General features: G+C 55.4%; 15 protein-coding genes and 3 pseudogenes. 9 read left to right on the top strand and 9 right to left on the bottom strand.

The window, feature by feature from the left end; genetic code table 11:
• Window positions 1–335 precede the first annotated feature (335 nt).
• Both D3Y57_RS02380 and D3Y57_RS21505 read left to right on the top strand, forming a co-directional pair.
• Window positions 336–815, top strand: a complete 480-nt coding sequence (locus D3Y57_RS02380) for a nuclear transport factor 2 family protein (protein WP_121151001.1) — start codon at window positions 336–338, stop codon at window positions 813–815.
• A 313-nt stretch (window positions 816–1,128) separates the two neighbouring features.
• Entirely contained in the window at window positions 1,129–1,308 is a 180-nt protein-coding gene (locus D3Y57_RS21505; RefSeq protein WP_121151004.1) for an EthD domain-containing protein, read from the top strand.
• A 679-nt stretch (window positions 1,309–1,987) separates the two neighbouring features.
• On the opposite strand, the gene D3Y57_RS02390 is transcribed toward D3Y57_RS21505, so the two are convergent.
• A complete protein-coding gene (locus D3Y57_RS02390; RefSeq protein WP_162986899.1) occupies window positions 1,988–4,372 on the bottom strand; it encodes a TonB-dependent receptor in 2,385 nt (794 codons plus the stop codon).
• A gap of 361 nt (window positions 4,373–4,733) precedes the next feature.
• Here D3Y57_RS02390 and D3Y57_RS02395 point away from each other — a divergent pair, with 361 nt between their 5' ends.
• Both D3Y57_RS02395 and D3Y57_RS02400 read left to right on the top strand, forming a co-directional pair.
• Entirely contained in the window at window positions 4,734–5,549 is an 816-nt protein-coding gene (locus D3Y57_RS02395) for a FadR/GntR family transcriptional regulator (RefSeq protein WP_121151008.1), read from the top strand.
• Between the two features lie 249 nt (window positions 5,550–5,798).
• Window positions 5,799–7,051 (top strand): annotated as a pseudogene (locus tag D3Y57_RS02400) (IS701 family transposase).
• A 331-nt stretch (window positions 7,052–7,382) separates the two neighbouring features.
• On the opposite strand, the gene D3Y57_RS02410 reads toward D3Y57_RS02400, so the two are convergent.
• Window positions 7,383–9,380 carry a TonB-dependent receptor gene (locus D3Y57_RS02410; protein WP_121151012.1) on the bottom strand — a complete coding sequence of 666 codons (1,998 nt, stop codon included), beginning with the start codon at window positions 9,378–9,380 and terminating at the stop codon, window positions 7,383–7,385.
• Window positions 9,381–9,955: 575 nt separating this feature from the next.
• On the opposite strand from D3Y57_RS02410, the gene D3Y57_RS02420 reads away from it, so the two are divergent.
• Window positions 9,956–11,182 carry an MFS transporter gene (locus D3Y57_RS02420; RefSeq protein ID WP_121151016.1) on the top strand — a complete coding sequence of 409 codons (1,227 nt, stop codon included), beginning with the start codon at window positions 9,956–9,958 and terminating at the stop codon, window positions 11,180–11,182.
• A 172-nt stretch (window positions 11,183–11,354) separates the two neighbouring features.
• Here the strand turns inward: D3Y57_RS02420 and D3Y57_RS02425 are convergent, their stop codons facing one another.
• Together D3Y57_RS02425 and D3Y57_RS02430 are read right to left on the bottom strand one after the other, a co-directional pair.
• Window positions 11,355–12,791, bottom strand: coding sequence for a flavin-containing monooxygenase (locus tag D3Y57_RS02425; RefSeq protein WP_162986900.1), 1,437 nt, complete (start codon window positions 12,789–12,791; stop codon window positions 11,355–11,357).
• A 580-nt stretch (window positions 12,792–13,371) separates the two neighbouring features.
• Window positions 13,372–14,061, bottom strand: a complete 690-nt coding sequence (locus D3Y57_RS02430) for an SDR family NAD(P)-dependent oxidoreductase (protein ID WP_121152081.1) — start codon at window positions 14,059–14,061, stop codon at window positions 13,372–13,374.
• Window positions 14,062–14,329: 268 nt separating this feature from the next.
• Here D3Y57_RS02430 and D3Y57_RS02435 point away from each other — a divergent pair, with 268 nt between their 5' ends.
• Window positions 14,330–14,626: a putative quinol monooxygenase gene (locus tag D3Y57_RS02435; protein WP_121151020.1), complete on the top strand. Its 297-nt coding sequence runs from the start codon at window positions 14,330–14,332 to the stop codon at window positions 14,624–14,626.
• 219 nt (window positions 14,627–14,845) lie between these two features.
• On the opposite strand, the pseudogene D3Y57_RS02440 reads toward D3Y57_RS02435, so the two are convergent.
• Window positions 14,846–15,383 (bottom strand): annotated as a pseudogene (locus D3Y57_RS02440) (transposase); the annotation flags it as partial.
• A gap of 432 nt (window positions 15,384–15,815) precedes the next feature.
• Window positions 15,816–16,289 carry a TetR/AcrR family transcriptional regulator gene (locus tag D3Y57_RS02445; protein ID WP_239025797.1) on the bottom strand — a complete coding sequence of 158 codons (474 nt, stop codon included), beginning with the start codon at window positions 16,287–16,289 and terminating at the stop codon, window positions 15,816–15,818.
• Window positions 16,290–16,538: 249 nt separating this feature from the next.
• Between D3Y57_RS02445 and D3Y57_RS02450 the strand changes: the two genes are divergently transcribed.
• Window positions 16,539–17,861 carry an NtaA/DmoA family FMN-dependent monooxygenase gene (locus tag D3Y57_RS02450; RefSeq protein WP_121151025.1) on the top strand — a complete coding sequence of 441 codons (1,323 nt, stop codon included), beginning with the start codon at window positions 16,539–16,541 and terminating at the stop codon, window positions 17,859–17,861.
• A 58-nt stretch (window positions 17,862–17,919) separates the two neighbouring features.
• Here D3Y57_RS02450 and D3Y57_RS21510 read toward each other — a convergent pair whose 3' ends face one another.
• On the bottom strand, window positions 17,920–18,258 hold the full coding sequence (locus D3Y57_RS21510; RefSeq protein WP_430738990.1) for a hypothetical protein: 339 nt from the start codon (window positions 18,256–18,258) through the stop codon (window positions 17,920–17,922).
• A gap of 66 nt (window positions 18,259–18,324) precedes the next feature.
• Here D3Y57_RS21510 and D3Y57_RS21265 point away from each other — a divergent pair, with 66 nt between their 5' ends.
• Together D3Y57_RS21265 and D3Y57_RS21270 are read left to right on the top strand one after the other, a co-directional pair.
• On the top strand, window positions 18,325–18,543 hold the full coding sequence (locus D3Y57_RS21265; RefSeq protein WP_347400374.1) for an NAD(P)-binding domain-containing protein: 219 nt from the start codon (window positions 18,325–18,327) through the stop codon (window positions 18,541–18,543).
• A gap of 8 nt (window positions 18,544–18,551) precedes the next feature.
• Complete coding sequence (locus tag D3Y57_RS21270) at window positions 18,552–18,698, top strand: hypothetical protein (RefSeq protein WP_347400375.1); 147 nt, start codon at window positions 18,552–18,554, stop codon at window positions 18,696–18,698.
• A 33-nt stretch (window positions 18,699–18,731) separates the two neighbouring features.
• Here the strand turns inward: D3Y57_RS21270 and D3Y57_RS02460 are convergent, their stop codons facing one another.
• Together D3Y57_RS02460 and D3Y57_RS02465 are read right to left on the bottom strand one after the other, a co-directional pair.
• Window positions 18,732–19,649: a GGDEF domain-containing protein gene (locus D3Y57_RS02460; RefSeq protein WP_239025798.1), complete on the bottom strand. Its 918-nt coding sequence runs from the start codon at window positions 19,647–19,649 to the stop codon at window positions 18,732–18,734.
• Window positions 19,650–19,919: 270 nt separating this feature from the next.
• Window positions 19,920–20,424, bottom strand: a pseudogene (locus D3Y57_RS02465) (integrase); the annotation flags it as partial.
• Window positions 20,425–20,477: the final 53 nt, after the last annotated feature.

Genomic DNA, 20,477 nt, shown 5'->3' on the forward strand with positions numbered 1-20,477 from the left:
CGATAAGGAGCGCTATACATCCTCTAAGGTGGTGGCGCTCGAATGGAAAAAGATTTGGACCAAGACATGGCTTCTCTGCGGCCATGAGAGCGATCAGCCGGAGGTCAACTCATCATGAAGGTAGACTTTGGACCGGAATGTATTCTGAAGATGGAGACCATCGCGTGAGCCGCTCCAAGAGTTTAAGTGAGCAAGATAACCCGGCGAGGTAAGACGACGGGGTGTGCACACCAATGCAACTGATCGGCTGGACCTCCTGCGCAGTAGAGCTAAAACCCAAGCTGATGCAAGGTAATTTGACTCCGAATAAAGCTAAGCCTTAAGGACATTACTTGATGATTCAATATTCTGACCATAACCCGGTTCAGCAGGCGCTCGATCATCTCGAGATTCTCAATCTCTATGCAACCTATACTTATGCGGTCGATGAAATGGACATCGATGGCTTTGTCGAGTGCTTCACTTCGGATGCCACGATTGACTTGTCCAGCTTTGTGATCGCACGGCGCAGGTTCGGCGATGCAGTATTCGACCAATTCCTCGACGAACACGGTGTCGCGCGCGGACGCGAAAACTTGCGTAAGCTCGTGTCGACTGAACTGGGCTTCCACCATGCCTCGACTAACATCCGGATCGAATTTCCAGAGCCAGACAGCGCACGCGGCACCGCCTATTTCGTAGTGTTTACCAAGGATGAGGGCAGGATCGAGCATTATGGGCGCTATGAGGATGACCTTATGCGCTGCGAAGACGGCAAGTGGCGGTTTACGTCGCGCGTAGACGTGGCGATTTTCGAGCGCGATCGCGCCTTGTAGCACAAATTTCCGGCCTAGCCGTTTTCCGGACTCGCTTTCGCGCGGGTGAGCTTGTGCCGATGCGGCCAACCGTAGTCGGTCGGCTGGATGCGGGCTGATCAAGGGAACATGTTTCCAGGTAGCGGTGCAGCCGCGAGGATTACGTCTATGAAAGCCGAGGCACTGGTTCGAAACAAAGGGAGAGAGGCATATTTAAAGTCGTAGCGCTCCTAAAGCGCAAAGAGGGGATGTCTAGGCAGTTAATCATCGGTTATTATGAAATCGACGCATGCCAAGATCGGCGAGAAATACCCCACCGGCAACGCCATGAAGTATATCCGGCGTTTCTGCGTCCCCTGCCCCATCCGCTGGCGGCTCACGTGGAGACCACGGTGGACGACAGCACTATGACGCAATCATGGAAATGTGGTTCGATAATAAGGCGCAGTGGGCGGCGACGATGAATCTCTTCGCGGACCCCGGGGCTGCTAGACTCGTGATCGATGACAAATAGCAGTCATTTCAGCGCGTTGGCGATCAGGCCGCTGCTGATCCACAACCGTGCGCTACGGATGCCGGTCGGTTTCGATGAGAAAAGATTTTATCTCCCGTCCCGGTCGATTTCGAGATCCTCGGCTCTCACGATTTCACTTTAGATCATTGCCACGCCGCCGATAAGCTATGCGAGGTACTCACCAACCCAGACGCGAACGACCAGGGCGTCTATGTCAGACAAGCCCACTGCTACGCAGTCTATCAGCCCAACCCGCCATCGCAGCGGGCGCCTCTACGCTCGCTTCAATCCAGGCATATGTGTGGACCATGCGCTGTCTCGGCTGCCTGCCCGTCTTACGCTTACAAGTGCCGCGCCTGCGAAAACTCGCGGCTGCGGTGGCGGCACTGGCAATGTCGACCACCTCTGAATTCGTCGCTCTACCGTCGCCCAGGCCGAGGCGCGCTGCGTCGTCCGCACCGATGATGCGGCCAAAGGCAGGGTTTCATCATCACGTGGCGGCTTTCTCCAACAGCATCGGCTTGAGGAGAGCCTGCATCCAGGCCGGCAGTGTTGAGATACCATCGGCCAGATCGTCACGCAGCGACTTGTCTTATCTGGGATCAGACAACAGCGCGTCTCACCGGAACCCGCCAAGCCCAAATCGTTGGCAAGCCCCGGGGAACGATAGGTCAAACCATCAAAAACGAAACTTACCCTGCACCAAAATTTCGCGTGGCCTCTCTACCTGCGCAACCCAACTCTGTGGATTACCGCCGGGCATGTCTTGCGCCTCAGTAATATATATCTTGTTGGTGAGATTACGGCCAATTAACGAAAGCTCCCACGTTTCGTCCCGCGTATACAGCCTGGCGGCCGCGTTCAGGAGAAAGAAACCATCTTGTTTTGGTATCGGCGACAACACCGGATCGGTGAAGTAGGAGCTGGAGTAACGCGTATCGGCGCTAAGGCCCAGCATCAATGACCGGCTGATCGGCGTGTCGTAAGTTGCTCCGACACTGGCGACCCAATCGGGGGCGCGCGCCAGAGGTTTACCTGCGAGATCCTGCGTGACACCACCGACACAGCCTTGGGCGGCAGTCTGTTGTTGGTAGCAGGCTGAGGTCGGAAAGCTTACATAGCGGGCACGGTTGTAGGCAAGCGCGCTTCGCAGCGTGAGGTCGTGCGTCGCACGCCATTCGGCTGACGCTTCGACGCCTTTCGTTCGTGCCTTTCCGGCGTTTTTAATAAAGTAAGAAAAGGTCGTGTTTTCGAACGAGCTGAGCTGCAGATTGCTGAACGTGTAATAGTATCCGGTTAGCTCGATCCGTAGCGTTCGATCAAAAAGCTCAGCCTTGTAGCCTGCCTCGCCGCCTTTTGCCTTTTCTGGATTAAATTCGATATTCGCGGTTGTGTAGTTTTGGGCAAGAACCGCAGGATTGGCGAAGCCCCCAGCCTTATAGCCTGATTTATAAGCAATATATAGTGTCGAATCCTTGGTTGGATGCCAAGCGAGAGAGGCTTCTGGCGACCAGTTGGAATCTTTCTGTTTACCGATGATAGATTGTCCCGCAGGCAGAAGATCAATGATGGCGGGAGAGAACAACGGATTCACATAATCATTGCGTGTGTTCACCGATCGTCTGTCGGAACTAAACCGCACGCCGCCGGAAAGCTCAAGATTGTCAAGGATAGCCCATCGCAGTTGGCCGAACCCCGAATAGGTGGTTCCTTTGTTCACCGACGGATGGAGATAACTCAGATATCTACCGGTAGCTGGATCTTGGCCGACGAAAAAAAGCATCGAGTTCGCCGTGTTGCGCCGCTTATATTGCTCGTAATAACCCCCCAGCATGAAGTTCAGCGGGCCATCGAAGTTACTGGAGGCGCGCAACTCCTGCGTGTAGGTCTTATTGTTCTCTCCTGGGCTAGCAAAAATGTCCGGGAAGCTGGTGAAAGTGAAATTATCAAAAGCGATATATTTCAATTGGGTAAAACTTGAAACCGATGTCAGCGTAACATCGTTCAGCTTATAATTCATCGTCAATCCGCCGATGAAGACGTCGGTCCGGGTAAATTGACTGCCGTCCTGCGAGGCGAGCGGCCAGTTCTGAACAAGCTTGGGGCTAGCGCCGCCAATACTTCCGATGCGGTTCAGGCGACAGTCACCGGTGGGATCCGCCTGACCATATGTTGCCGGCACGCCGGCGCATAAGGTCTCCTCACCGCTGGTGTCCGAATCTCCGCGTTGTTTGCCGGCCAAGATGCGTAGCGTTGCGTCGAATTCGGGAGTGGGCTCATACTCCACTGTCAGGCGCCCAGTCACCTGATGCCCGTTTGGCGCGCGCTTGGACGATGCTCCCGGCAACGGGAAGCCAGGGCCGGCAATCGGCCAAACCGTTGCGGTCGATCTGTTGCGGACCCACCCCGCGATTTCACTAGTGCGCACGGCGAGCCGGGCCTTCAAGTTGCTGGTGATCGGCCCCGAGATGTAGGCCTCGACATAACGTTCATCAGCCACGAACTCATACCCGGCCATTATGCCAGCGTGAAAGCTATCGGTCGGACCAGAAGATTGCAAAGAAATCACACCGGCCGGCGAGTTTTTACCAAAGAACAACGCTTGTGGTCCCTTGAGCACCTCCACTTGAGCAATATCGAACATGCTGAAAATTGCGAGCCGCCCGCGGCTCTGCTGAACGCCATCAAGGTTGATCGGGACGCTACTCTCAAGTCCGACCTCGGCCGTTGAGGATCCGATGCCTCGGATAGTGAACCCCGTACCCTGCCCCCCTCCAGAAGGAGAGGTCACAATGACCTGTGGCGCGAGCTGACTGATCTTGCTCAAATCGCTTGCTGCGTAGCGATTAAGATCAGCTGCCCCAAGCGCGGTGACGGCGACGGGCACAGAGATGAGCGTCTCCGTTCGTTTACGTGCCGTGACAATGATATCGGTCAGCCCGCGATCGTCCCCGGTGGGAACAGACTGAGCATAACAAGCAACGCTCGGAGTCACGACCATTAGGACCGCAAATATCCGCGATGTGGTCAAAAGTGTCTTACGATGGAATAATACGTGCTTCATATGCGCCCCCCCCCCCCCTGTGGTCACGATTTTTTTGCCAGCGGCTATCTTCGAGTCTGCTGGTCGGACGCGAGCATAACGCACACGACAGACATATGCAACTTCGTTTAATAGCGTTAGCCGGTCATGCGAGCGTGGAGACTGAATGGGTGGCGCCATAGCGAGTTTCCCATAACTTTAGGCGGAATAGATCGCGCGTTTCTGACTACCTACCAAGCGTCGATTGGGTCAGCAGCCACTCGCAGCCCTGATGATATACGAAGTTTTATAAGTCTGGCGCACCGGAATAAAGACGCCTAACCCTCAGTTCGATCGTGCAACGGCATCGGTGGCGCGCATAACAGCTGGGAGAAGTTGATTTATGCCTTTGGGACAAAACGCCGAGCGCGGAGCGACGACCATGGATGAGGAATGGTCGTCGTTGTCATCCATGGTTCGTTTGCCAAAGACTGCGGAGGTCGTGGCCGGACGGATCCGCAAACGCATCATTCGAGGCGAGCTGAGCGATGGCGATTTCCTGCCGCCGGAAAATCAGCTGATGGCATCGTTCGCCGTGTCCAGGCCGACGCTACGGGAAGCTCTACGCATTCTTGAATCGGAGAATTTCATCAGCGTGATGCGCGGATCGCGCAGCGGCGCCAGGATCCATCGGCCACCGGTCGAAAATGCGGCAAGATACGCAGGATTTCTCCTGCAAATTGAAGGCACCACCGTTGCCGACGTCTATGAAGCTCGTCTTGCGATCGAACCTTACGTCGTTGGTAAGCTGGCGCGGTTGCAACCCGAAGGAGCAACGCAGCTTTTGCGCATGGAGGTAGAGCGACTGCGCAAAATGGTTCATGACGGCCGCTATCTCGAATTCATGGTTGCCATCGCCGACTTTCATAGGCTCCTCGTCGAGGTCAGCGGATTGAACACTCTATTGCTTCTTACAAGAATCCTGCAAGAAACAGTCGCCCGTTATCAAGTCAAGTTTTTCGAGATACATGAGATGTCAGATGAACTTCAACAACGGCGCGCATTTTCCGGACTTCGATCGTTTGACAAGGTTATTTCGTTAATTGACGCGGGGAAGGCGGTTGAAGCGGAAGCGCACTGGCACCTCCATCTGGTGAACGCAAATCTGTATTGGGTGCCCACGAGCCTCAAAGCAAAAGTCGTCGACGTACTTGACTAACTTGCCATCGCGTTGGTCCTAATTGCATAGACTGAGACAATCATCCAAGCCAAGCGGCATCTGCTGCCTCAGCATGTCAAGGATCCAGGGTGCGCGAATTGGCGACTTTCCTATGCTATGGAGAATGCATAATGACCGTTGTATCAGCGGCTCAAGAAAGTGAAGTTATACTACTTTGGCAGGTTGAAGGAACCGACTGGAATCTTCTTTGATTCTCATGTGTCAGTGTAGGCTGACGGATCACGTGCGGTGGCGGTGGACGAGAACTGGAGGATCGATCTGGAGCGATGGCTACAGCCGTTTTTAGTGGGGCTATCGCATCCAGCGCGGCGGCGGATGTGCCCATTGGTCTGTTCGGTCCTGGAGACCGCAAGAGCGTGCAGCCGATGGCAGCCTGTAGCGGCGAAGTCGGCTATGACCAACTTCATCGTTTTGTCGCGGCGGGCATGTGGGACAGCGCTCCTTTGGAGGCGGTTCTGTTGGCAAAAGCCAGCCGTCTGGTCGGCGGCGATGATGCATTTCTGGTCATCGACGACACAGCACTTCCGAAGAAAGGGCGCCACTCGGTGGGTGTCGCACCCCAATACGCGTCTTCGCTCGGTAAGACGTAGAACAGCCAGTCGCTGGTGTCGGTGACACTGGCATCCGGCGAAGTGCCGGTGATGGTAGGTCTCCGGTTGTTTTTGCCGGAAAGCCGGACAAGCGACCCGGATCGCATAACGCGCGCCCGGATACCGGTTGAACGACAGGTCGCTTTGTCGAAGCCCGAAATTGCAATCGAGGAGATCGACCGCGTCATCGCGTCTGGCGTTCGCTTCGGTTGCGTGCTTGCCGACGCGGGCTACGGATCCAGCGCACCCTTCTGCCATGCGCTGAGCGAGCGAGGTCTTCTTTGGGCGGTTGGCATGTCCCGGCGGCAGATGGTCTATCCAGTTGATGTCGTCATGATCTTCCCAACAGAGAAAGCCCGTAAGCCGCGAAAGCACCACATCCCGGATAAGTCGCCGGTCTCAGCCGAGGAGATGTTGGCCGGCGAAACGTGGCGGAAGCTAAGCTGGCGGCGTGGCACGAAGGGGCCGCTCGTCTGCCATTTTGCCGCCCGGCGCGTCCGCGTCGCCGACGGCCACAAACACCGTATTTTCGACAAGGGCGTCTCCAGAAAGCCTAGTGACAAAGTCCGAATTATAGGTGAGCGCAGATCGACCGGAGAGCGAAAATACTACATCTCGAACCTGCCTACTAATGCCTCGCTCAAAACATTGGCCGCCGCGGTCAAAGCCCGGTGGATTTGTGAGCAAGCCCATCAACAACTCAAAGAGGAACTCGGCCTCGATCATTTCGAAGGACGGTCCTGGACGGGATTACAACGACATAGCCTGATGACGAAGATTGCCTACGCCTTCCTCCAGTCCCGCCGCCTCAAGGCAGCGGGACGGAAAAAAAAGAGTCTCGGGCCCACCGCCGCAACCCAGCATGCCGGCGGTCAGGCAAGCCATTCTTGACCTCTCCGCACGACCGCCCCCGCGACGATGCCCTCCTTGCGAAAGGACTCTCGCGCCACGTGTTAAGCCTAATGTGCCGGAGAAGTGTTAGGTGCCGCACACATCATAACGCGATCGGAATCGAATTACTGTATTTTGAAGCGAATTGATGCGCCTATAACTCGCCCCTTTTCTAAAACCTGAAAAGGACCGCCGAAGGATGCCGGCAGGAAAATGCCGACCGTCGCGTTGCGGTGATTGGAGAGATTTTTACCATAGACGCTGACCGTCCATCGATCTCCAACCGTCAATCCGACTGAACCATCCAGCGACACGTAATTTGACGTGTAGCCTAAGTTATTGTCCAAAAATGCCTGCCGGTCCTTGTAACCGTAATTGACACGCGCGTAGCCGGTACCAATCGCCCCGAACTCGTGCTCATAGGTCGCGCCGCCCCCCAGCTGAAAGGTGAGACGCGCGTGAGATCCAGATGCCTATCTACATCGTTGATCACGCCATCGCCGCTGAGATCGGCGGTGAGCTTGTCATAATGTGCATCGACGATACCAACATACCCCGTCAGGGTTAAACCTTTCAACGGGCGCACGGTCGCCTCTGCCTCCGCACCCTGATAAGTGGCGTTGCCAACGTTGTCGGTGATTTGCCCGGTCCCGATGACTGGATCGACGAGGACGCGATCGCGCTGCAGATTGTGAATCTTTGAATGGAAAATTGCTAAATTCAGTCTGACGCGGCCTTGGTCGAGGTCGGTCTTCACGCCAAGTTCAAGCGCATACTGCTTCTCGTCTTGATACGGACCAGGGGGAATGCCGATCTTAGTGTTTCGAAAGCTGAAGCCACCACCGCGCAGACCAATCGACCAAGAACCATAAACCTGGGTGTCGCCGTCTGGCTTCCATTGAAACCCCACTTTTGGCGTAAAGCCATTTGAAGTGTTTTTGCCCGAGAAGTCATAATTACACATGAGGGTGCTGTGCACGGAAGCGAAGACACATGGCGGGCTTGTCGTCCCAATCGCGCCCCCGCCAAGCGTTGCGATACCCACGCGTTTCATTTCCTTGGTGTAGCGGGCGCCAAGATTGATCGTGAACGTATCGCTGAGATGCCAGTCAACCGCGCCGAAAATGCCATATGTGTGCTGCTTTTGGGTGCCGCCGTCGTTCAAGTACGTTGTGTAGACAAGCGGATTTGCGAGTGTACCCTGCTCTCGGGCCTCAAGAAACTGAATATTTTGAGTAAAATAGTAAGCACCGGTAGTGAGGTCAATTGCTCCAAATTTATTCGAATATCTCAGTTCATCGCTGAATTGACTCTGCTTGGTTCCCACAACGGCTTGAAAAAGGTGTGCCTTTAGGGAGTCAACTTCATAGCTCGACTCATAATCGACCGAGCGCCAGCCGGCGATATTGGTGAGGGTTCCGCTTCCGAGTTTAATGCTCGAGTCGACTGAAACACTGTTCCACTTACTCCAGGCGTAACTATCGCCACTATTCTCCATCTTAAAGCCGCTAGGGTATTTGGTGATGTTCTGGACTGGAATTCCTTGGTCGGAATCGAGATCGCCATGCTCGTAGCGCGCAGTTATGTCGATGGCATCATTCGGCGTAAATCGGAGCGCCAGCCGACCGACCCAAGTGCGCGAGCCGCCGATCGGATCTCCGCTAATCGCATCCTTGAACCATCCCTCATCCTTATTATAGTATCCGGCAACCTTAATCGCCAAAACGTCCTTGATGATCGGGCCGGAAATGACGGCTGAACCAGTGTAATTCAGGCCCGTTTCGATGGAGGCATTCGCGTCGACGTACAGGCTATTCTTGGGCGCGGTTGTCCGGACCAATATCGCCCCGCCAGTCACGTTTTTGCCGAAAAGTACGCCCTGCGGACCACGTAGCACCTCAATAGCTTCGGTATCGAAAAGGTCCGTGATCGCCCCAACGGTGAGGCCGACATATACGCCGTCAACGAACAAACCGACTTGCGGATCGACCGATGCAATCTGGCTGGTTGTACCGAGGCCACGCACGGCAAAGTTCATCGTACCCGGAGCGCTGGATGCATTGCCGAGCTGTACATTGGGTACTGAAACACTGAGGCTGTTAACGTTGCGAAGCTGAGAGCGCTCCAACTGCTGCTGGCCAAACGCCGTGATCGAGAGCGGCACCTGCTGCGCCGTGGTACCGACTTGCTTGGTCGCTGTTACGATGATGTCATTTTCTGCGCCCGCAGGACTTTCTGCCGCCGCTGCCTTTATATTCTGTGCATGGACATTCGTTGCAAGTCCCGTGGCGATAAGAAGCGCACAGACCCGACGATAATTGCTGCTCATAAAATCCTCCCCACCCTGTTATAAACATCGCGATTCAATCGCTTTTTAGTTTTCTTTGAATTTTACCTGACGTTGCATGTTTACTTGTTTTTGCGTTGGGACATCCGTCGCAGTACGGAACGGCGCCAGTTATAAGCGCCCAGCACCGCATTCAGACATCAATTACTAGGTGAGTTTAGGTATATATGTTAGTATTGCAAATTGCAACATGCTTTATTTGTTGAAAGCCGATAAACCGCCCGATAAGCTGAACAGAAGTAGCTGAGCAATCGATCACGCTTTGCGAAGCACGGCTGTCAGCAAGAGGCGAGCACAATGAAATTTAATGGAGCAGGCGCCCGTGCGCTCATTGGCGAGTTGCCGTACTTGCGTTTCGAAGCGCACTTTTTTACGAGAAATCTCGACGGCCTGACAATTTCCGAAACAAATCTGGCGCTCGACGACGTTCGGTCCGTGGCAGCATCCGCGAGATGCGACGGTGCAGGTCCTTTTGTGAGCCATGAAGACCACGCAACTGACTTTCTGTTGTTCGGAACCAAAACGAAACAGCTTTCATTGGCCGTGGGTCGCGGGTGATGACCAAACGCGAGGAATTAGCGGCGAACTGGCCAGTTGTGCTTGCTGCCTTCGTCGGAGTTATGACTGGCGCGTGGGCCTTTCCCGTGTTTATTTTGGGGCCGCTCATCAAACCGTTCGAGGCTGAATTTGCGTGGTCTCGAACAGGCATCGTTGCCTGCACAAGCTTCCTTGCAGCGGGTTTGGTGATCGCAACTCCGATCGCCGGCAGATTGGCCGATCGGATTGGCGTCCGCGTCGTGGCCTTGACGTCGATGGTGATGCTCGTGCTGTGCTTCGGCGTTATGTCGATGATTGGTGGTGCGCTCTGGCACCTTCAATTGCTCTATTTTTTCATGGGATTGCTGGGGGCGGGCTGCGGTGGCGTTGCATATACCCGTGCTATCGGAGGATGGTTTCGTAAAGCAAGGGGACTTGCCTTGGGTATTACGCTGACGGGAACTGGAGTTGCCAGTGCAGTAGCCCCCAACCTCGTTGAGTTTGTAAATGCAGCCGCGGGTTGGCGTTGGGTCTGCATCATAGTCGCAGGCATCACGCTGTTGGTGGGCCTTCCGATCGTATTCTTCGGCCTAAGGGAGCCCTTGCGTGTCGGCCAAGTTATTGAAACTGATGATAGTAATTGCCCTGTGAGTCTGATCGGTGCTACTCGCGCTGAGGCTTTGCGAGATCCCCGATTTTATATTCTCGCCGCCACGATAGGCATCTTCGGCCTCGTTATCAGTAGTCTGCTGGTTCATACGGTTCCTATGCTAATCGACATGGGCATGACACCCACGCGCGCAGCACAAATCGCCTCATTCAGCGGTATTTCGATAATCATCGGCCGGCTTTCAATCGGGTGGATGCTGGACCGCTATTCGCCAACGGCGGTCGGCATCGTAATATTTGTTCTGGGGTCAGTCGGTTGCCTGCTTTTCGTCCTGCTTGGAGCCGGAGCAGCTCTCATTACGGTTGCGGCAATTGGTTTTTTGGTCGGCGCCGAGATCGATCTTCTTTCTTTTATGGTACTGCGCTATTTTGGACTGCTTAACTATGGTGCGATTTATGGCATTCTCTTCGGCGTCTATAGCGGTGCAGGAATCATGGCACCGCTAGTTGCTGGCGGGCTGATCTGGTGGGGCGGTTACAACGCTCTATTTATAGGTGCTGCTTCGACGTTTCTGACAGCTGCCTTCTTATTCTTTGTGCTTGGCTTTATGCCGACTGGAAAGAATTGGGAGCTTTGAGACATGATTTCGAAAATTTGCGAGTTCACATCCATCGGCAGTAGCGTCGTTTATGCGTGGCCGAAAGCCGACCGACATTCTGCACCTCTCGGCAGAATCATGAATGGGCGCCTCACCATTTAGCCTAACCGCACTTAATATAAATATAAGCGAGAAACGGCTTGGCTTGGAATCAAGCGCTCGCCGCCTCTTCAAGCGCCCCAATTTCGAACTCATCAAGGTCTGGATCTTCATCCATTTCCGCAAAGAAACTTGCTGGCCCGAGAGAATAGTAAATCGGGACGCCCTCATCATCGAGAAAATAGCTCTGGCAACCTCCCGTGGCGAATATCGTTTCGCGGCCGCGTTCACGGTAGATGGCAATAATATTATCCGTAACGTCGGGTCGCGGAGAAATCGCAATCCGCTCCGTGCGTATCAGCTCGATGCATTTCATCACGAAGTTAGCCTGACGTTCGGAAATAAGGACGAGAGAAAGGTTGCTGACAGGGCTGAACGGACCTTCAAGCATGAAAAAGTTTGGCATATGCGGCACCGCGATCGTTCGATATGCAGTCGGTCGCTTGGCCCAGAGCTCTTCCAGCGTGTGCCCGCCCCGGCCGGTCATCGTCATCGGGCGGAGATATGCGAGCGGGTCGAAGCCGGTCGCATAAGCGAGAACATCAATTGAGTGAAGTTGGCCATCTTCGGTCACAATGCCGTCCGGGACAATCTTCTCTATCGCTGCGGTTACCAATTTGGCATCGGGGCGCTGAATCGCTTCATAGAAGCGAGGCGAAGTTACGAGCCGCTTACACCCGACTTCATAATTCGGGGTCAGCTTGCTACGAAGATCAGGATCGCGCACGGTAGCAAGATGGCCTTCGCAATTATTGACGAGCATGGCGCGAAGGCCCTCATCTTCTCCCATAATGCCACCGCAGACAAGTGCTTCGAGCTGTTGCCTCTTTACCTCGTAATGCCACTTAAGCAGGAAAGGATAGCGTCTGAGTCTCGCCTTGGTGCGTTCAGAATAACGGGCGTTCGCTACGTAGGCGACCCATTGCGGCGTGCGCTGAAACATCGAAATATTCGACACCTTACCAGCCAGCTCTGTGACGATTTGAACCGCGGTTGACCCCGTGCCAATTACGCCGACGGATTTTTCTCCCAAGTCGATTGAGTGGTCCCACTTGGTCGTATGGAAGCTTGCTCCAGCGAAGGTTTCCTTGCCCGGAATTTCTGGCATTATCGGAATATGCAAGACGCCCACCGCGGAAACGAGAACATCGGCGCTGTCGCTTTCACCGTTCGACAAAGACACGCGCCACACGCCATCAATCCATTTTGCATCAGTAACCGCAGTATTAAGGCGAACATGAGGCGTAATGCCGAACTTCTCCGCTGAGCGCTTGAAATAGTCGTGGATTTCGGCCCCAGGGGAGAATTCCCGCGTCCAGGTTGGATTGAGGTCGAAGGAGTAACAATAATGGAGTGATGGCACGTCGCAATGAAGGCCGGGATAGCTATTTTCTCGCCAGGTGCCGCCAACCGCATCGCCTTTTTCGTAAACAGTGAAATTGGTGATACCCGCTTCCTTGAGACGGATTCCCATCAAGATACCCGACATCCCTGCTCCGATTATCACAACGCGTATTGGCAACTTTTCAATCGCGTGCACAGCCATAATTGAGTATCCGATCGATAAAGACTAACTAGGTTAGATAGCGATTTTTCCAGACGCCGCAACGTAGGAGGGGATGGCCACAGCCAGAATTGAATTCTTACGCGGCATGTACGCGCGTATTTAGCATCCTAGATCATTTGATGACGCGATTGCTTTCTTCTGCACGAAGGTGCTGACGAATTACAAAGGGAGACAATCTGGTGCGCGAGCGAATCGCGGTCAGCGGGCAATGGCCGGATCGCGTATTGCGGACGCTTCCAGAAGATAGGAAGACACTTTCGATCCAAGCGACGAGCGGTGCGACGTTTGAAGTTGGGTAGACATGTGGGATGCAACGTGATTTGACTGATGGTAACGGATCACTCAAATTATATTGTATAACTAATCATGATCATTTCTGGCGCCCGTCGGGGGCGCGCCGGCCCCCAAATGGTTGGCATCAGACCAATTATAAAGACAAGCAGGATCGGTGATCCGGCCCCCAAAATGCTCATGCAGTTGAGCATATTTTAATGCAACGCTTTCAGATCGGTGTGCCTCGCGTGACCGGGATAAGAGCGCCGCTGATTGATCGTGCCGCAATTGATCCCAGAAACAGGATAACGTCTGCGATCGCGCGTGGCTGCACCCACTGATTGGTATCGGCGTCGGGCATGTTGACCCGGTTGGTCGGCGTGTCGATAATACTGGGCAGCACCGCATTCACAGTTATGTCACTACCGGCCAATTCGGCGGCTAGCGCTTCGGTCAGACGGTGTACTCCCGCCTTCGACGCAGCATAAGCACCCATCCCCGTCGCCGCCTGAATCGCCGCGCCCGCGCCAATATTGATAATGCGGCCGGCCGCGCTTTTCCGGAGTGTCGGCAGCGCCGCTTGGATGATGGTGACAGTGGAACGCAAATTCATCGCGAACATCTGTTCCCAACTGGCGATGCTGCCACCTTCAACGGTTTCCCAGGTAAAGCCGCCCGCAATGTTTACAAGCACATCGATACCGCCAAACGTTTCGGCGACCTCCGTAACGGCTTTTTCCGCAGCCGCATCGTCCGTTAGGTCAATGCATGCCAAATCAATACCGCCATCGATGCAATCCGGCGGAGATGGTGCGAAGTCGATCCGTGCGACCCTGTCGCCTTGGGCTGCGAATGCGGCAGCCACGTCCCGACCAAGAGCGCCGAAACCGCCCGTCACAATTATATTGCGTCCGCTCATGTGGCTTTGTCCCCATTTCCGCATCCCGTTATCGGCACAAACGGCGATAGCATCAAAGGCAGATAGGTAGCTACCTGTTACGATATAAGCTTGAAAGAAAACTTACTAATGATCATATCGTGCGCAACTGGCTACGAACGGGAACAATGGACGCGGCGCTCAGCCATGGTTTCGCACCGGCATTTCTTTTGAGATTCCCAAGCAAGGATATCATTAAAATTCTGCAGGCCCTTTTCTTCGTTACGCAAAGCACAAGGAGAATCAGTTGATGTTGACCGTCCTATTGATCGGCAGGATCAAGCCCGGTCGGGAGCTTGAGTTCGAGAAGAAGATTGCTGACTTGTTTCGCTTGGTTTCCGAAGAACCGGGATGTCATGGAGTGACCTGGGGTCTCACCGAGGTTCCGGGTCAATATGCACTCATCGAGCGATACGCCGATTCGGCTGCCCTGTTAGCGCATCGTACCTCTTCGCACATGAAGGAACATGGACCGTCGCTTTCTGAACTGTTTGATGGTAGCCCGACGATCGTCCGTTTTATCGAGAATGGCGACCTGCTTGCTTGAAACTGCGGCACGTTCCGCCTTTGGATCGGCTATCTCCAGCGTTGGTATCCGCCTGAAATCATGTGTACGTTAGGAGCGCCCGACATCCTTTAATATCTGCGGTGCACGTGTAGGCCCCGCGTAACGAGCGATACGGATGTTAGGTCTCTGAGTTCGAGCAGTCTGTGGATCTTAGCGATCAACGCGTTGTAGCGGCCACGTGGGGCGGGTTTGCTGCCTTTCTCGGCGCGAAAGTCGAGTAATTCGCCACCGTTTCAGGTCTTGCCCGGCAGTACGCAGCAATGACCTTACCCGGCGATAGAGTACCGCCCAGATGACCAGAGCTGTGAGGTCCTCCGTCGGCGCCTGCTCGTCGTCGGCCCCGCGCGGCGCTTTGCGCTGCGTCGATCAATGTTGCCCGAGCACCCGGCATACCCGCCGCTCTGACGCCGACAGTATCTGCCGCACATGATCGATACAGCGTCGCCGCCGCGCAGGGCTTAGAAGTTTCGCCGTGCGGCCTCGTGCAGGATAAGCTTGTCCAATGTCAGATCCGAGATCGCCCGGCGTAGCCGCCCATTCTCCTTCTCGCGATCCTTCATTCGCCGCCCCTGATTAGGCTTCAGGGCCACTATATTCTTGCGCCACCGATAGTATGGCTGCTCGCTGACCGCGATCCGGCGACAGGCCTCAGCAGTTGACGCACCCTGTGCCAGCACGATCTCCGCCTCACGCCGTTTGTGATAATCTTCTCCGGCTTGTGCTTCTTGAATGGCATTCCATGTCTACTTCTCAATCCAAAACAATAGAGATTTTGGACCAATCAGAAGGGGGCAGATCACGATATGTTTACCCCTTTTTGTTGTCCCAAATCAATAAGACATTGCCGCGATGGGAACAGCCCATGTCAACAGATGACAAAAAAGCCCAAAGAAAACTGGACGACGGATTTCTTTCATCTCCATGTTCCGGCTTTAGACATAGTTACCCGAATGATGACTCCCCGTGGACCGGCACCTCACAACGACGTTGTTGATCCGCTTAGCATGTCATTTTGCCTTTAGCCGGAAACTGACCAGTCTGCATCCGAGCTCATGCAGATTGGTTTAACTACTTTTCGGCTTTGAAACCTATTTGGTCGTGACGATGCGGGATCGATCGGTTGCGGCGTCGATCGGCACCCCTCGCTTCTTTCCGTTTCAGTTTCTATTTATGCATTGTCGGCGGCCCATCCATTCTTCAACATGTCGCGAAGTACACACCGCGTACCCGGGTCTGCCGTGCGGGCTCCGCCTGCCCAAGCCACAGCCAAGGCGCCCAGGAATATGTCATGTCCGGTCAAACCCTGGCGTGCAACGCCTTGCTTCTGCGCGGCCTGCAGAATTCTTTCGGTGGCATCGATCAAGGTCTGGCAGGTGGGAGCAAGCGGTGAGCTCGCGCGCGACCAGGCAGCGCGTAGCGTCTCGGACAGTCCGTCATAGACCAGCATCCAGTCCCCGAGGGCATCGATCCACCTGCTAAGCGCCTCACCGGCATCGCGCTCTTCGGCTTCGATGGTCGCCTGTTGCTGCTGCAATTCCGCATGATGCTGGTCTAGCAGCGTGGCCAGCAGTGCGTCCTTGTTGGCAAAATGCCGGTAGAGAGTTCCCGACCCGACGCCGGCCTGCTTGGCGATTCCATCCATCGACATCTCCGCGCCGGCGCTGGCGAAAACGTGTCGCGCTACCGCCAGGATATGTGTTCGATTGTGCTGAGCGTCCTTTCGGGTTCGCCGATTGCTGGATAATGCAGTCACCATAACCTTCGACCCTTGAAAACCGGGGAGTGCCTCCGTATCTGTTTTGAAAGCGGAGAGCTTCCCCATATAGGACGCTCGGCGAATAGGACCAGTAGCCGCCGCGCCGTAGCGTGACGCTGTAAGCGAGGAAGCACGATGGACCGCCAGATGATTATCGGCATGCATTTCGGGAATGGCTATGGCTCACAACCCGGCGCATGGCGGATGCCGGGAGTCGACCCCACGGGCTATACCAGTTTCGACAATCAGGTCCGCTACGCGCAAGCTGCCGAGCGTGGCAAGTTTCAGTTTCTATTCGTGCCCGACTTTCCGGCATTGAAAGGCGATATCGAGACCGAGGCTCCACAGATCACCATCGATCCGATGATGACGCTCGCCGCGGTCGCGCGGGGGACCGAACGGATCGGGATGGTCGCAACCGGTTCCACCACGTTTAACGAACCCTATAATCTCGCGCGCCAGTTCAAGGCGCTCGACCTGATGAGCCATGGCCGGGCGGGATGGAACGCGGTCCCGACCAGCGATCCCGCGATCGCAGCAAACTATGGACGCGATGTGCCGCGGCGTGCCGAGAAGTATCAGCGCCTTCACGAGTCCATTCAGATCGTCCAGGCGCTATGGGGCAGCTGGGAACAGGACGCATGGGTGCACGATGCGTCATCCGGGAGGTTCGCCGACCCGGCAAAGATCCGCCCGATCAATTTGCGGGGTCAGTATGTCGGCTCCAGCGGTCCGCTGCCGCTTCCGCCGTCCGAGCAAGGCCAGCCAGTGATCTTTCAGGCGGGCGGTGGCGATCAGGGGATGGAAGTTGCCGGTCGCTACGCCAGCGGCGTCATTGGCGCGGTTTACACGATCGAGGACGCTCGCGCCCAACGTACCGCGCTGCGCAACGCCGCCGAACGCGCGGGTCGCGACCCGGATGAGATCAAATTCTTTCCCGGCCTAATGACTACGATCGCGCCCGACCGGCGTGCCGGCTTGGATCGCCGGATCGCTGTGAGCGGGCATACGTTTCCGCAGCGTGTGGGATATCTTGGGCAGATGCTAGGGTTGCGCCTCGACGCGAACTGGCTCGACGAGCCATTGTCGCAAGCGCTGCTCGCCACGGCCCGTCCGTGGCCTCAGGATCCGCGATCGGCCCATGCGTTAAAGATCGCGCGTGAGGGTTGGAGCCTGCGTGATGTCTTGGCGCATGGCGTGATCGACTACCACCCCGTGATCGCGGGGCCAGCCGACGAGGCCGCCGATCACATGCAGGCTTGGTTCGAGGCCGGGGCGGCAGACGGGTTCTGGATATCGCCGGACGTCTATGAGGATGGCATCGATACGTTTGTCGACGGCGTCGTCCCGATCCTCCAGGAACGCGGGCTGTTCCATCGCGACTATGCGGGAACGACCCTGCGCGATCATCTCGATGCGCCTAGCCAGTATGGGCTTGATCCGCGCATCGCCGACTGAAGCCAAGTCATAAGGTTCGAGCAGGAATAACCATGAAGATAAGCATCATTGGCGCAGGTCACAGCGGCGGAAGGATCGTAAGCAAGCTTGCTGCCGCAGGACATGCGATCGAGCTGGTGACTGATAAGGGGCCGGACGGCATCCGCGAGTAGGCAGAAAGATCGGTGCGATACCGGTAACGATCGAGGACGCCATAAAAGATGTCGAAGCCATCATAGTATCGATCCCCTTCGTCAAGATCCCAGACTTGCAGGCTTTTGCCAGCGTGCAAGCGGATGTCGTGGTGATCGACACGTCCAGCTATTATCCGCAATTTGGCGTTCAGATCGCCGACGTCGATGCAGGCATGACGGAAAGCGTCTGGAAGATGGAGCAGCTCGGGTACCCGGGTGGTCAAGACGTTAAATGCAGCACGCGCCCATACCTTGACGGACAATGGCAAACCCGATGGTGACGGATCGCGATGCCGGTTTTCGGTGACGATGCGCGCGCCAAAGCGATCGCGAGTGGACTGGTCGAGGCGACTGGGTTCGATGTGCTGGACGCAGGTGATCTTGCAGGCCTCTGGCGGCGCCAGCCGGGCACGCCTGCCTATTGCACCGAGCTGACGCGGAACGCACTTCTGGTTGCGCTGACGTCGCGGATAAGGACCGTTCAGCGGACGACCGCGACGAAGCAATGAAAGGGTTCATGAGCGCAAGCAATCCGTTGAGCCAAAAAACGGTGATCGCTCTCAATCGCGAAATCACCGCAATGCTGGTCGTTAGCCAGCTTCCAGAGCATCACCGCCAGACGTTTATAATTACGTCTTCTGTCACGCGACTAATTTTCCCATAAATAATGGCATACCCTGTTCTGTTGGTTTCTGCCTCAGCGCACTGCGGCAAGCAGAAGAGATGATCGCCAGCAATTTCGGCCAGCCGTTTTTGCCATGTAAAGAGCTTTGTCGGCGGATGCCAGAAGAGCGCTGGGCATTTCTGCCGAGCCCCCGTCGCAAGCCAATGCCGTCGCAACCCCAACACTCACGGTCACGATTCCCCCGACGGATGGTCCATGCGGTATCGCGAGCCTTTCGACGACAGCGCGAACACGCTCGGCGATTGTGGCAGCCACGAAGGAGTCGGATCTGGGTAAGATAATAGCCAATTCTTCACCTCCGTATCTTGCCACTAAAACGTCCACACAATCGCTGTCCGAGCCCGAGCAAAGCGCAGCACCAATGCTTCGCAGACAATCATCGCCAGTTTGATGGCCATAAGCATCGTTAAACTTTTTAAAAAAATCTATGTCGATCAGAAGAAGCGACATCTGCGATTTTTCCTGAACGGTGCGATGCCATTCCGCGACTAATGCCTCATCAAAAGCACGTCGATTCGCGAGTCCGGTTAGCCCATCCTTCATGGCCATCGCCCGGAGCTCATCTTCGAGCGCCTTACGGTCGGATACGTCGCGCATGGTGACTGCACGGTCGCCGGGTGCACCATTTGCAGCATCGCCCATCAACCGGGAATTCAGCTCGATCCAGATCAATGAGCCGTCGCCACGAATAACCCGGATCGTCGCTGTAATGGCGTTGCCTTCACCGTTAATGACGCTGCGCGTTGCCGCAGCGATAATCGGAAGATCATCTGGGAATACAAATTCAGCAATATGGTGCCCTATTGTGTCTTCGACAGAACGCAGAAAAAGCTTTTTGCAAGATGGCGAGATATAAATAAAACGCATGTCGGCCCCAACCCAAGCAATCGCGTCCATGCATTGTGCGGCCAGAAGCTCGAGGTTAGGCAAGGCAGAGGGCTCTTGGGAAGACGATGTGTCCAAAGTTGCAGAGTCCTTTGCCATCACCAAACAGGGTTTAATGGCTCTGCGCTAAGACTGGCTAATTAAGCGTGTGGATCACATCCATATTGGATGAGTCTTATCCGAAGGAATTGCTGACGCGCGGCGTCCGATGTTCGTTCACGCAAGTGGTTTGGAACAGTCCTCCGGGTCCTAATGCCAAATTGGTAACTCAGCGCAAAAACCGCACGTCGCGAACGCCAAGGGTAGCGTGATTACCTAACTGTGTTTCGCCATCAGACACCCAGCAGTACCTGGTTTGGCCGCCGGATTACGATTGTAGGCAAGTGACATCCGTGGCGATTTCCAGCCCAGCGCAACCATGATCCCGGCGAGATCCTCGCAACTGGCGAACAGTTCCTGATTGAGCCCGACGCGGGTCGAGCGCGTACTGACGTTTTTGAGCAACCGAACCGGATCGTCTTTTGTAAGATCATCCAACGCGCCGCAGTCAAAGGCCCACTGCATTATCGAGCGATAAGTCGGCACAACGGACGCGGGTGAAGTGCCCTCTCCCACATCATAACCGATGCGCGCCGTCACGGCAGCCTGACAGCGTATCACGCAGGTTTTACGTCTCACGTCCGAAAACGCTCTCAATCTTTCTGCCGCGCACCGCCGCCCTCGCCTTGTAACGCCGGACGTTCACGCGCCGGAACACCAGTCTCGCGTTGATGTTGCCGGCTTCCAGCCAGGCGGCGATCGCCTGAACGGTGCGCGGGCTAGTGGAAGATCAGTGCCTTGTTGACGACGATCGTCGCGCGGCAACCATCTTCA

The sequence above is a fragment of the Sphingomonas paeninsulae genome, assembly GCF_003660165.1.
GTDB classification, from domain to species: domain Bacteria; phylum Pseudomonadota; class Alphaproteobacteria; order Sphingomonadales; family Sphingomonadaceae; genus Sphingomonas_O; species Sphingomonas_O paeninsulae.